We start from the raw sequence: 12,338 nt of genomic DNA, 5'->3' as shown, positions 1-12,338 counted from the left end.
GGCACATTCCGGTAGATAAGGCGCGGTCGCCCTTCAAGGCCGATGATTCAGAATCACATCAAACCAGCATGAAAATAAGCAAAACGCTCACTTAGTTGAGGGCTTGGATGAGGGCGGGGTCCTTCGCCACTCCCCGTATCCCTGAGGAGATCATGGGGCCGTTCCTGGCTGGCGCGGTGCTCTACGTGGAGAGCGCCGCGCGCGACATCGTGGCGGCCAGAGACGATCTCAAGGAGCTGGAGAGCCGCAGCCGCGACGAGGGCGGACCGCCACGGCAGTGCTCGTCGCAAGTTCGAGCAGTTCATCGCCGAGCGCCGTTCCCAGGGCCGGGGCATTCCCGGGCTTGCGCTCGAGCACCGCTCCTCTAGGCCGGACGCCCTCATCAACGACGGTGTCATACAGGCCCCGAACGAGCGGATGGTGATGCTCCTGCTCGGGGCCCGCGGCTCGTATCACCTCAAGGATCTGCTAGAGCAAGCCAGCCGGGAGCTTGGTTACGAGGCGGGGGCATGCCCACTCCCCGCACCACCTGGCCTGCCAGCGGGCGGCCGCGGAGGTCCTCCTCGAGATCAACGACGACCCCACCCACCTCTTCGGCTACACCGGCAACAACGGCAAGACGGGTCCGATCTCGCACGTACCCCAGCGGCTCAACGCATTCCGTGATCACCTCAACGAGCTGTTCAGTACCGACGAAGGCCCTTTCGTCCCAGTGCCCCTGCCCACTGGCCCGCCCGCCGAGCGTGGTCAGATCGCCGGTGCGACGGGCGGCACCGTCCAGCCACTGCGACAGCCACCGCCCTGAGTCCCTCCCACAGGTGAGACGCGCACTCGTCAGACGGTGTTCTTGGTGGCGGCGAGACGGAGAGCGAGCCGGTCGGCGGATGCCCGGCTGTCGACGTACTCGTCTCTGATCGTGCGGAGGTCGTGAGTTCGAGTTCTGACCAGGTAGACGGTCGGCTCGCTGACGCCCCGAGGCCGCCTCGCGGGGTTGAGCCCGGTGCCGCGACTGACGAACCTGGCGAAGAGCCGTGTCCTACCGGCTCGAGGCGCGGCCAACCGCCCCCGCCACGTCCTACTTCTCCTCCGGCTCCCAGGCGCGGAGCAGGTTGAGCAACCCTGCGTCTCCGTCAACGTGCAAGGAGTCGGCCGGGATACGGTCGTACAAGTAGAGGACCAACTCACTGGCCGTGCCATGGATGGAGACGCCGGCTGCGTCCGAGTCCTCGCCGGTCGCGGCAGTGGGCGCGGGGATACGGGCGGAGCGTGCGCCGTCGCCGTCGACCGTGAGGCGCCAGGAGCGGCCCTCGGCGGCGTGGAAGTCGAAGGCCGTGGGCTTGTGCGGCCAGGCACTCGGCGTTGCGCAGACGGTGAACAGGAACTCCTCCACACCGTCGAGTGCCACCTCGACCGGCAGCGGCTGCGGGGTGCCCCCGGTGAGCTGGACGTCGTACGTGTGCACCGCGGTCTCCTGGGCCCGGTGCCGGGCGATGCCGCCGGAGGTTTGCGGCGACTGCGACGCAGGCCACCACGTCCAGCAACCGCTCTCCGGTCCTGCCTCGCGCAGGGCGCTCAGCAGAAGCTGCGTCGACGCGGCCAGCCAGGCCAGCAGGGCCTCACGCTCCCGCGGCACTTCCAGAGCGGCGCGCGCAGCGGTGGCCTCGGCCGGGGGAGCGTCGGCAGGCCCCGCGCCGACGATGGCGGCCCAGAAACGGTCTCCCCCACCCAGGTGCTTCACCAGATCGAACAGCGTCCACCCGGGGCAGGTCGGCACCTGTGCGTCGAGACTGGGCGCGGCGGCGACCGCGGCGCGGAAGGCGGTCGACCGTTCATCGATCAGTCGCAGCAGGTCAGGGAACTCAAGATTCTTTTCCACGCCGGATGTCTATCACCGTGCTCCGGTGACCGGACAGCGTTTTTCACAGTCGCCGCCGGTCGGCCATTGCGGACGTCCTCGCCTCCCACCGCTCGGGTGACAAGCTGCGCACTGCTGCGAGGACGCTGGTGGTGGCGGTACGCCCGGCGTCGTGCCTGTGGGTGCTTTGGCCTCGCCGCGTGGCCGGGTATCTCGGCGACGTGACGTCCACCCGGTGCGCGCGGTCATGCTGCCGCTCGATGTGATGGACGCGGAGGTCACGACGGCGGGGGAGGACCGGTCGGATCGGGAGAACCGGCCGGGCCGGGCCCGGCGGGTCCAGCGCCGCCTGGGCGCCGGCGGGGGCCGAGGACGCCGGCCACCCGGCGACCCGGCAAGCCGTCCACCCGAGCTTCCACCGCAAGGCATCGCTGTTGCAAGGGAACAAACGTCATGAACTGGGAGGGCAGCCGTTTCAGCCATGCGAACCGTCGACAACGGGGGGAGCTCCCGCTGGGGCTCCTTCGCGGCTGGAAGCCAGACACATTCGTCTAGTACGGCTCGTCCGCCTTGGTGAGGTCGGTAGCGATCAGGGTGCCGTCCATGGTCACGTGATCGCCCTCGCTCAGCCCGGTCAGGGCTTCGTGCAGGCCCGGTGCCCATGCTGCGAGGACGTCCAGGGTCTCGTCGGCGTAGCGCCGGGCCGTCGCGGTCGAGACACCGAAGCCGGCTGCCGAGGCGGCAGCGTTTCGTTCTTGCGCAGATGCACCAGCGCGAGCAAGGCCTGCTGGAAGCAGCTCAGCTTCCGCCACCGAGAACGGCGTTCACACCTTCGTGCGCAGATGAGCCAGGAGACATGCTCGACCAGCTCGTGCGGGACGCCGAGCATGGCCCGATACGGGACCAAACGAGGCTCCTCGGGCGATGCGTGGTGCGTAGAGAAGAGCACCACCGCAACGACCAGGAGCCTTGCCTCGTCACCCACCCCCGCTGACCTGCCATTTCACCCCGCAGAGACAGGATGAAAACGGCTCACTGACGCCAAGCTCAGGAAGACCGTCGCGAACCGGAAGTCCGAGATCGAGGAGCTCCGCCAACCGGTGACCCGCCTGACCCTCGCGAGTGCAGTTCTGGCCCAATCGAGCAGTCCATGAGTCGCCCGTCCGTGGTCCCGATGAGCAGGCGGCCGGGATCGGTGACGGTCAGCGCGGTCGCCACGACGGGTACTCCGGCCATGATCAGGTGTTGGCGCCAGCGGACGTTGCCGTCATGGAGATCGAGTATGACGAGCTCGCCGTCGTCGTACGTGACGTAGACCGATTCCGTGTCGCGGTCGAGGTCCGTAGCTTTCCGGTCCGTTCGGAAGACCCATGTCGGCTCCTCACCGGCCACCGCGCGCCGTACGACGAAAGATCCGCCTGGCTGCAATCCGTGGCCGTGGTAGACGGTGCCGGCATGGATCAGGTCGCCGTCGGTGGTCTCCACGCCGGGTCCCGCGAAGTGTGTCTCGCCAGGCGTCCAGGAGTAGGGAGACAGACGACGGGCCTCCGCCTTTCCGGGCTCATGCGGACGTTCGGCGACCGGTATGCTTCTCGGCTCCGCTGCCGCGAGCCAGGCTTCGCCTGAGCCGGGCTTCTGCCCGCTCTTCCTGGGGACACTCTCCCGGAAGTAGATCCGGCTGCCACGCCGGATACGCAATCTGCTTCGCGCGCCGTTCCTGCCGGCGGGTGCGAGGGCGGGCAGGCCGTCAGCACATCGCACCAGGGACACCGCGCCGGTCGGAGTGAAGTGGTCGAGCCGCGCCCCGTCCTGGAGCGCGAGTCGAACCACGGCCTGAGCGTGCTCCTGCCACGGGGGCCGCATCAGGCCGACCCAGGCCGATCGCTCATCTGCGGCTACGACAAGGTCGCGGCCGCCACCGTCGTCGTCCTGAACAGCCCATTGCCGCTGTCCTGAGGGTAGCCAGGCTTCCAACTGGATCCCGTCGAGGGTCGCCACGATCCTGCCGTCGGACAGTTCCTCGACTGCGCGGACGTTGCGACGCGGGTCCCATTCGCTACTCAGGCCCGAGACCCTCTGACGTGCGTCCTCTCGACGGTCGGTTCGCGGGGCCGCTACTCGTGGTCCGACCAGGTCATATCCGGTGATCGACCGGGGCGATACGGTTCTCCAGTCGGGCCGGTGCACCACCGCGACGTGCCCCTCGCTCCATGCATCTCTGTCCTGCCAGTCGTCGTACGGTGCCATCAGCACCCGTAGTTCCTGCTCGCTGAGCCACTCCAGGCCCAGGACCTGGCGGCCGAGTTCGTGCTCGATGAGCGACGTGCTCCTGCCCGTCTCCAGGTCCAGAAGGAGCAGTTCCCCTTCGAAGAAGTAACCGCCGTCGTAGTCGCCTGTACCGATGGCAAGCAGGGGAAGCCTGGGGTGGAAAGCCATGGCATGTACGGGATACCGCGCGCGGAGAAGGGCTCGGCAGGCCAGATTGTCGGTGTCGTAGACACCGACAGGTGCAATGCTGCCGAAGTCGGGTACGCCCGCCACCGCCACGTGTGTGCCTGCCACTGCCAACAAACCGCGGCTCTCGTCATCGATGGCGAGGACCGGATCACCGACCTCGGCGAAGGGGCGGTCGCCGAGGATTCGATCGATGCGGAACGAGACGGTCATGGCAGTGATCTTCTCAGCGGCGAAAAGCCACGTGAAGCCACCGGCATCCGCCCCACGCCTCCCAGACCAGGGCCGGTGCGGCGACGTCGGCCCAGTGGAAGTCGCCGTGTCCGGTGGTGTAGCAGCTGATCCGCAGCGGGTCGATGCCGAGGAAGGGACGGAGGCCGCGGTCGATCCAGGACTGCCGGCAGCGGCGGCCGGTGTGCTCATGGTCGGTTCCTCGATCCCTGTCGGCCTGCTCAAAGGGTATGGGCAGGGGAGTGTCACGGCCGCCCACTGCCGTCGGGGCTGACGAGGCAGACATCTGCCCGGTGCTGCCCCCGAGTTGGACGTCGTCGCGGTCACGGGCACGTCGGCGGGTGGTCCGGTCGTTGTCGCGCCGGGTGAGCGGCGCGGCGTGGCCGCCGCAGGCCGGGATTCATCGCGGGGCTCCTTGCGGACGGAGGAAGGGCCGTGTGCTGCCGGTACGCAGGCGGGCGAGGGTGCGGCGGCCGCGTTCGACGAGCTCCGGGTCCCCGGTCCGCGTCCCGAAAGCGATGCCGGAGACCGAGTCCAGGGCGATGCTCGCGACCAGATGCGCCTCCTCCGTACCGGTCAGTGGGCGGCCGTAGCCGGTGAAGAACGCCGTGGCCAGGTCTTCCCGGCCGTCGAAGTGGTCAAGGAGACGGACGAAGTCTCGTACCCGGGGCTGAAGTTCACTGCGTTCGACGTCGATGAAGCGCACCGCGCCGTCGGCGCCGAGAAGGAGGTTGCGCAGCTGCAGGTCGCCGTGCGTCACCACCGGCGTGAGCGGCCCGCAACCCTGGGCGGCGGCGACGGCCGAGCGGACGCGCTCCTCGTCACCCGGTTCGAGCAGCGGCCGCGCCGCGTCCAGATGCCGCTCCATCCGGTCGTACGGTCCCACGGGTGCGGTACCGGACGCCGTCGCGGGGAGGGGGCTGGCGTGGATACGGGCCGCGAGCGCACCGATCGCCTCGAACACCGCGCGTTCCTCGGCTCCTGCCAACACCATGCCGTGCAGGGACCGGCCCTCGACCGCGGTCACCACGACCGCCCGGAGGTCCGGGTCCGCGGCCACGAGGCGGGGCCCGGCGCCGCCCAGCCCGGGAACCCAGCCACGCAACGCGGCCGCCTCGCGGCGGTGGAACTTCGCGTTCTGGTGAACCTTCACGAACCACGAGCCGCCCGCCGCCCCGCGGACGCGCCACACACGGCTGTTCTCCCGGGCCCAGGACACATCCGTCCATGCGGTGATGCGGCCCACGGCACGCTCGGCGAAATCCCGCACACCCGGCTCCGGGCCGGCATCCGCAGCCCCCGGCCCGTGGAGGAGGCGGAGACGGTCGACGCAGGGGTCGTAGGCGATCGGGTCGTCGGGGGCATGGAAGTGCAGGGCGACCGGTGCACCGGCCCGATAGGCGTCGAGCCCGGCCCGACAGTAGGCGACCATCGGCTCCGGCAGCGCCACGAGCGGGAACCACTCCACCGCGTCGCACTTGTCCGGCTCGACGACCCGCGGAGCCCCCTGCCAGCGACGGACCTCGAAGAAGAACCCGACCCGCTCCCGCCCGCCGCCCGGCGGCCGGTGGTGCACGATCACGGCCGCCCGGACGCCCCCCGGATCCACGACGAGGCCGGTCTCCTCCAGCGTCTCGCGTACGACGGCGTCCACGACGGTCTCCCGCTCCACGTGCCCCGACGGCGCGTGCCACAGACCGGACGCGTACACGTCGCCGGCCCGCCGGGACAGCAGCACCTCCGGACCCTGCTCTCCGTCGCGGACGGCGATCAGGTGCACGTCCACCGGCACGGTGTGCCGCACGCCGCTCACGTGCCGCCTCCCGGCCGCCGGGCCGACGACACTGTGCACACAGTGTCGTCGACGAGCCCACCGTCGTCCTTGCCGCGCTGCTCCCGTACCGTGCCGGAGCAGCGCGGGACCGCCTCGGCGGGGCTGCCCGGACGGGGCGTCCGCCGGGGGACGGCGGGCAGTGGCGGCAGCATCCAGGCGAGGGCTTTCGGCCCCCTGCCGGAGGTGACGTGCTGGGGACCGGTGCCGTCGCCGAGTTCGACTCGGTACGCGTCCGGCCGACCGACCCGTTCCCAGCGGGTGCGGAGCTCTTCGGGCTCGGCCCGGACGGCGCGCGGCCCGTGGACGCGGACGGTGCCGTCACCGGGGCCGGCCACGGCCCATGAGTCATCCTCGACTCCGTTGACTCCGTTGACTCCGTTGACTCCGTCGACTCCGACGGCGAGACGGGAGCCGGTGACGGCTGCGGCGAGAGCGAGAGAGACCCCCGGGAGCGCCACGCCGTGGCTCGATGACTCCGCGAGGGGCACCGCTTCGCCGACCCGGTACGCGCGGCACGCGTGGAAGCACCTGTTGTTCCGCTTGCTCCACAGAGGGATGCCGACCGCGGAGGGCGCGGCTGTGGCGCGGTCGGTGCGGATGGGCGTCATGAACGACTCCGCTCCGGCCGACGGGCCAGGGTGTGCACGAGATGGCTCACGTCCCGGTACGGGCTCCGCCAGGACGCGGCCCACTCCAGCTCCAGCGCCGCTGCGTACGCGGCCGGTTCCGGGGCCCAGGTGCCGTCGAGGTGGTCGTGGAAGATCCGGACCCCCTGCCAGGGCAGTGGCGTCAGCCCATGATCAACCGCGAGCCGGTCGAGGGCTTCCGCGGTGTCGCCACGGGTTTCCCGACCGAGATTGCCGACGCTCCTGTCCGCTCCGGACTCGATGAGCCGACGTGCGGTCGCGTACTCGCCGGCCAGCGCCTCGCGTACGCCGATGGACCGGCGGTTCTTGGCGAGGATGCTCAGCAGTCCGCCCGGTGCGACCAGTCCGGCCAGGCGGGCGACCGCCTCACTGGGCTCGTCCAGGTACATCAGCACTCCATGGCAGCAGACCGCGTCGAACCGCTCCTCTCCGAGGGGGAGGGACTTGAGGTCGGCGTCGACCAGCCGGACACGGCCGGCGAGTTCGGGGCGTTTCGCCAGGCGATCGGCTGCGGCGGCCAGCATCCGGGCGGACGGGTCGGCACCGGTCACCTGGTGGCCGGCGGCGGCGAGGCGGAGGCTCATCTCGCCGTTACCGCAGCCGACATCGAGAACTGTGGCGGGACGGGCCGGGAGTTCGGTGAGAAGCCGGCGCTCGACCAGGTCGTGGCGGAGTCGGCCCCGTGCGCTGTCGGAGTGGGCGGCATATGCGGCGCCCACCGCGGCGAATCCGGTCATCGCGACCACCCGAGTTCCGTGTAGGTCCGGCCCGCCTGGATTCCCTCGATCGCCGCACGGGTGTAGGGGACGATCGGCTCGGGCAGATCCTTCGCGCTCCACCACTTCCAGGCCACGCACTTGTCCGGCTCCCGGAGCTCCGGCGTGCCCTCCCAGAGGCGAGCGCGGAAGAAGAGCCCGATGCGAGGCCGGCCGCCGGGCCGATCCACCATGTGCACGGTGTGGACGAGCTCGACGCCGGCAGGGTCGATCACCAGCCCCGCCTCCTCGTACGCCTCCCTCACGAGGCACGCGGTTGCGGCCTCCGCCTCGCAGTGGCCCGCCAGCACGTGCCAGGACCCACCGGCGTACGCCGAATCCGGATGCCGCAGACCCAGCAGGACCTGGCCGTCTTGCTCCAGGTAGAGGTGAACACCGACCACGTTCGGCACGGTCCCGGGCGGCGCCTTCGCAGGCGCGGTCCCGGCGCCTGCCGCCGGTCCGTCGGCGGGCGCGGGGTGCTCGGCAGCGTGCCTCCCCAGCAAGGTTCTGGCGTGGACGATCGCAGAGGCGTTCACCGGCACGATCGCACCGTCCAGGGCTGAGGCGGCGAGCTTGTCGCGCAGCGTCGGGGAGGACACCTTGTCGAACGGCAGCCAGACCGCGTCCGTCACCTCCTCGACTTGCAGGGCGAGTCCGGGTGTGTCGTCGGCGAGGTAGAAGACGAAGCGGAAGTCGTAGTGCCGGTGGGCCGGTTCGCCCTTCGTGGGGTCGGGGGCGATGTCGTGGACGTCGATGTCGATGGGGTCGTCCCGGAATTCGGGAGTCAGGACGAGGGCGGGGGAAGGGATCCCCGTCTCCTCCTCGGCCTCCCGCAGGGCTGCGGCCAACAGTGTGTCGTCGTCGGCTTCGACGTGTCCGCCCGGGGCGAGCAGCAGCCCTCCGGTCGCCCTGTGGCGGATGTGGAGGACCCGTCGGTTCCGGTCGATCACCACAGCGCTGCAGGTGACGTGGCCGGGCAAGGTGGAGCGGTCGGTCGGATCGTCGTCGGTGTCCAGGGCGGTCAGCAGCCCGGCCAGGGCGTCGCGTTCGCCGGGGTGCCGGTCCAGGTAGGAGGCGACCAGAGTGCGGATGCGGGAGAGGACGGGGGGCATGGCAGAACCTCGCGGACTGGGGAAACGGACGGCGGGAGGACGGTCGGCGGCCGGTGCCGCGGGGCGGAAGGACAGGTGCGGCTCAGGCGAGATGGTCACGCAGGACCTTCTCGGCCTCGTCGAGCCGGTCGCGCAGCACGGCGGCGGCCCGGTGACGGTCGCGGGCGTACCGCTCCAGCGAGGCAGAGACCGGACCCAGGCCGTCGAGGACCGAGTTGAGCGGATACACCGACATCGCCAGGGCGACGGCGGTCACCCGCACTGCGCTCGCCAGCTCCTCCACCCCTACGACCGGATGGAGGGAGCGGTAGACGGCGGCCAGCCGGCCCAGTCCTTCGGGCCAGTCCGGCTGGGTCAGGACGGTGCGCGGGTCGAGTGCGAGGCGGCCCAGCTCCCAGACGGCACCCCGGCGGACCGGCGGGTGGAAGTCGATCACCGCCGCCACGGCATCCCCGCGCAGCAGGACGTTCGGACCGGACAGGTCGCCGTGGACCAGCTGCGACACCATCGTGCGAGGGACCCTGCCCAGAAGCCGCTCGACCTCCGGCACCCGCGCCAGCTTCTCGCGGGCCGTCTCGAGTGCCCACCGCTCGAACGAGGTGGTCGGCGGCGCGGCCTCATAGCGGGAGACGAGGTGCTCCAGTCTGGCGGTGGTCCGGGCGAGGTCGATCGCCTTGTCCCTCGGGCCGAGACGGGGCGGCCCGTACTCGTGCCGGGCGAAGCCCCGGTGCAGACAGCCGACGGTCTCTCCGACGGCCTCCCAACGGCGCCCGGTCAGGTGCCCGTCCGCTGTCACCGTGTCCGGGACGTACCGGGTCACCGTCATGACCAGACCCTGGTGCGCGGCAACGAGCCGGCCCTGGTTCGTCGTGTGGCGGGCGGCGGCGACCGGCACCCCGCACAGGCGCGCGTACTCGCTGAGCCGGGCGGCGGCGTCGACCGGCCCCAGTGGGGTGCCGGCCGGGTAAGTCTTGACGAACCACCGAGAGCCGTCGGCCTCGGTGGCGATGTAGTTGTGCGTGGCGGTCCCTGCCGGGCCCGGCTCGATCGAGGCGGGGACGATGCCGAAGTCGCCGGTGAGCAGGAGCGTCGCCGGCGAGCTCCGCGTCTCGAAGACGGACGGTGTCATGACAGCGCCTGCCCCTCGACAACGGCGTCGGCCGACCTGCCCGTCGCCGCTTCCGCCGGGGCGGTCTGCGCCGGCAGCGAAGGGTTGAGGAACTGGCGCGCCTGCAGTTCGTACATCTCCCGGAACACGCCGGTCCCGGTGGCCGGGTCCATGAGCTCCGCGAAGGTGCCGTACTCGACGACCCTGCCCTCGTCGAGCACGTAGATGAGGTCCGCGGTCCGGACGCTGTGGAGGCGGTGGGTGATCAGGACTGTGGTCTGGCCCGAGCCGGCCAGTCGATGGATCTGGTCGAAGACCCGCTGCTCGGCAGCGGGGTCGAGCGCGCTGGTCGGCTCGTCCACGATCAGGACCGCACCGTCGCGGTGCCGGGCACGGGCGAGGCCGATCTTCTGCCACTGTCCGCCGGAGATCTCCTGGCCACCCTTGTAACCGCGTACGAGCAGGCTGTCCAGGCCGCGCGGGAGACCCTTGATGACCTCGTCGGCGCCCGCGTAGACCGCCGCGGCCTCGACGCTCTGGTCGTCCATCGCGGCGCTGCTGCGGCCGATTCCGATGTTCACCCGCGCGGTGAAGGGCCAGCGGAAGAAGTCCTGGGCGACCATCGCGACCCGGTCGAAGACCTGTGCGCGGTCCGCTTCGGCCGTGCTCACGCCGCCCCACAGGACATGGCCGGAGTCGGGAAGCCGGGATCCGCTCAGCAGGCGGACGAGGGTCGACTTGCCCGAGCCGTTCCTCCCGACCAGGGCGACGGTCCTGCCCCGGGGGATGACGAGGTCGACCTCGTGCAGGGACGGCTTGTCGGCCCCGGGGTAGGTGAAGGTCACTTTCTCGAACCGGATCTCGTGCGCGCCCTCGGGCACGTCGAGCCCGCCGACGGGGATGGAACGCCGGGCGGCCTCCTGGCACAGCTTCTCCAGATCGGCGACGAACAGGGCTTCCTCCTGGACGTCGGTGACGCGCAGGACGAGGTCCGTGATGCTCGTCGCACCGGAGCGGATTGCCAGCACCGCCGTGCCCGCGACGGCCAGACCCATCTGCCCGTGCCACAGCAGCAGCCCGAGAGCGCCGTAGGTGGCGACGGTCGCGATGCCGCGCGTCGAGTCCGCGACCAGGTTGGTGCGGGCGCCGGTCCACGCGAGCCGGGTCTGCTCCCGCTCGCTGGTCTCGGCCATCTGACGGAAGTGCGTGAGCAGGAACGGGGCCGCGTCGTGGACGCGGATCTCGGCCGCGGCCTGCGGGTTGATCAGGAGCTGGCTGATCAGCTTGGCGGCCCGCACGTGCTGCACGAAGCGGTGCCAGCTGATGTACCGGTGCCGAGCCATGGTCAGCGAGCCCCACGCGCTCGGCAGGGCCATGAGAACCAGGAGCGGCAGGAGGACGGGGTGCAGAACGGTGAGCACGCCGGCGGCGGCGACCAGCGAGATGGCGGAGGTGACCACGGCGGTGCAGTAGCCGACCATCCGCCTCGCCGAGTCCGCGCCCCACTGGGCGGAGTCCATCAGCTTGTGGAAGGCGTCGTCCTCGATCGCCTCCAGTTCCACCCGCGCCACCAGGCCCAGATACCGCTCGGTCGCCACCCGCTGGGCCTTCGGCTCCAGAATTCCCGTCGCGGCGGACGAGGCCGACCGGCATGCCGAGCCGATCACCGCGAGGACGGCCACCAGCGCGAGCGACGGCAGCGCCGCACGCAGCCGGCCGGTCATGTCGCCTGCGGCGAGCAGCTCGACGAGCAGGGAGTTGACCGCGATCAGGGAGACGGCCTGAGTGATGCCGCGGGCGATCTCGCTCACGGCGACCGTGGCGAACGCCCGCGAGTCGGCCTCGCGGGCCAGCCGGACAGCCACCGATACCTGCCTCGGCAGCGAGCCGGCCATCGCACGCAGACCCAGCTTCAGCCAAGCACCGTCGTGAGCTCCCCACCCGTAGTCGTAGGTGAGCTCACCACCGAACAGCAGCTGTTCGGATTCCGACGTGCTCTCCGCGGCGGCTGCCAGCGGGTCACCGTTGGCCGTCATGCGCCCCACCTCGCACCCGGGTGTGCTGCGCGAGGGGACGCGTCGGCCGGGAACGAGGCCGTGGCCGAGGGGAATCCGTGCCCGGACCGATCGGCCTGGGCAAGAACAGCGGGGGGAGGGGACATCACGGCCTCCGGTGGGTCGAGCGGGGGTGTCGGATGGCTCAACGACGCCGGCCCATGTCTCGAACACACGTGTTTCGGACGGCATTCGAACCCCGGCGTCAGGCGAAAGCTCGTTCGTGCGGTGTGCATCGATCCGTGCGGGACGGGGGTCCTTGCGAAAGCCGGGTATGGCCGAAAC

10 protein-coding genes and 1 pseudogene are annotated in these 12,338 nt (G+C 70.8%); 1 reads left to right on the top strand and 10 read right to left on the bottom strand.

The genetic code is table 11. The annotated features are described in order from the left end of the window. The first annotated feature begins 490 nt into the window (after positions 1 to 490). Positions 491 to 805 carry a hypothetical protein gene (locus ABZ318_RS17985; RefSeq protein WP_356903423.1) on the top strand — a complete coding sequence of 105 codons (315 nt, stop codon included), beginning with the start codon at positions 491 to 493 and terminating at the stop codon, positions 803 to 805. A 270-nt stretch (positions 806 to 1,075) separates the two neighbouring features. Here the strand turns inward: ABZ318_RS17985 and ABZ318_RS17980 are convergent, their stop codons facing one another. The 10 genes and pseudogenes from ABZ318_RS17980 to ABZ318_RS17935 form a co-directional block, all read right to left on the bottom strand. Next, a complete protein-coding gene (locus ABZ318_RS17980) occupies positions 1,076 to 1,876 on the bottom strand; it encodes a maleylpyruvate isomerase family mycothiol-dependent enzyme (protein WP_356903422.1) in 801 nt (266 codons plus the stop codon). Between the two features lie 533 nt (positions 1,877 to 2,409). After that, positions 2,410 to 2,744 (bottom strand): annotated as a pseudogene (locus ABZ318_RS17975) (transposase family protein); the annotation flags it as partial. Between the two features lie 158 nt (positions 2,745 to 2,902). Continuing rightward, positions 2,903 to 4,522 carry a hypothetical protein gene (locus ABZ318_RS17970; RefSeq protein WP_356903421.1) on the bottom strand — a complete coding sequence of 540 codons (1,620 nt, stop codon included), beginning with the start codon at positions 4,520 to 4,522 and terminating at the stop codon, positions 2,903 to 2,905. Positions 4,523 to 4,535: 13 nt separating this feature from the next. Continuing rightward, on the bottom strand, positions 4,536 to 4,826 hold the full coding sequence (locus ABZ318_RS17965) for a hypothetical protein (RefSeq protein ID WP_356903420.1): 291 nt from the start codon (positions 4,824 to 4,826) through the stop codon (positions 4,536 to 4,538). Between the two features lie 114 nt (positions 4,827 to 4,940). After that, positions 4,941 to 6,353, bottom strand: coding sequence for an NUDIX domain-containing protein (locus ABZ318_RS17960; RefSeq protein WP_356903419.1), 1,413 nt, complete (start codon positions 6,351 to 6,353; stop codon positions 4,941 to 4,943). Continuing rightward, positions 6,350 to 6,982, bottom strand: coding sequence for a hypothetical protein (locus ABZ318_RS17955; protein ID WP_356903418.1), 633 nt, complete (start codon positions 6,980 to 6,982; stop codon positions 6,350 to 6,352). Before ABZ318_RS17955 ends, ABZ318_RS17960 begins: the two co-directional genes overlap by 4 nt. Further along, a complete protein-coding gene (locus tag ABZ318_RS17950) occupies positions 6,979 to 7,758 on the bottom strand; it encodes a methyltransferase domain-containing protein (RefSeq protein WP_356903417.1) in 780 nt (259 codons plus the stop codon). Before ABZ318_RS17950 ends, ABZ318_RS17955 begins: the two co-directional genes overlap by 4 nt. Continuing rightward, on the bottom strand, positions 7,755 to 8,891 hold the full coding sequence (locus tag ABZ318_RS17945) for an NUDIX domain-containing protein (protein ID WP_356903416.1): 1,137 nt from the start codon (positions 8,889 to 8,891) through the stop codon (positions 7,755 to 7,757). The genes ABZ318_RS17950 and ABZ318_RS17945 overlap by 4 nt, the downstream gene beginning before the upstream one ends. A gap of 82 nt (positions 8,892 to 8,973) precedes the next feature. Continuing rightward, entirely contained in the window at positions 8,974 to 10,020 is a 1,047-nt protein-coding gene (locus tag ABZ318_RS17940) for a phosphotransferase (protein ID WP_356903415.1), read from the bottom strand. Beyond that, complete coding sequence (locus tag ABZ318_RS17935) at positions 10,017 to 12,035, bottom strand: ABC transporter ATP-binding protein (protein ID WP_356903414.1); 2,019 nt, start codon at positions 12,033 to 12,035, stop codon at positions 10,017 to 10,019. Before ABZ318_RS17935 ends, ABZ318_RS17940 begins: the two co-directional genes overlap by 4 nt. Positions 12,036 to 12,338: the final 303 nt, after the last annotated feature.

It is taken from the genome of Streptomyces sp. NPDC006197, from assembly GCF_040613865.1.
Classification (GTDB): domain Bacteria; phylum Actinomycetota; class Actinomycetes; order Streptomycetales; family Streptomycetaceae; genus Streptomyces.
This window is presented reverse-complemented; position numbering and strand designations above follow the sequence as displayed.

Coding starts and splice junctions, on each gene's coding strand:
- ABZ318_RS17970 (WP_356903421.1), bottom strand. CDS start 4,522: ATGACCGTCTCGTTCCGCATCGATCGAATCCTCGGCGACCGCCCCTTC.
- ABZ318_RS17965 (WP_356903420.1), bottom strand. CDS start 4,826: ATGTCTGCCTCGTCAGCCCCGACGGCAGTGGGCGGCCGTGACACTCCC.
- ABZ318_RS17955 (WP_356903418.1), bottom strand. CDS start 6,982: ATGACGCCCATCCGCACCGACCGCGCCACAGCCGCGCCCTCCGCGGTC.
- ABZ318_RS17950 (WP_356903417.1), bottom strand. CDS start 7,758: ATGACCGGATTCGCCGCGGTGGGCGCCGCATATGCCGCCCACTCCGAC.
- ABZ318_RS17945 (WP_356903416.1), bottom strand. CDS start 8,891: ATGCCCCCCGTCCTCTCCCGCATCCGCACTCTGGTCGCCTCCTACCTG.
- ABZ318_RS17940 (WP_356903415.1), bottom strand. CDS start 10,020: ATGACACCGTCCGTCTTCGAGACGCGGAGCTCGCCGGCGACGCTCCTG.
- ABZ318_RS17935 (WP_356903414.1), bottom strand. CDS start 12,035: ATGACGGCCAACGGTGACCCGCTGGCAGCCGCCGCGGAGAGCACGTCG.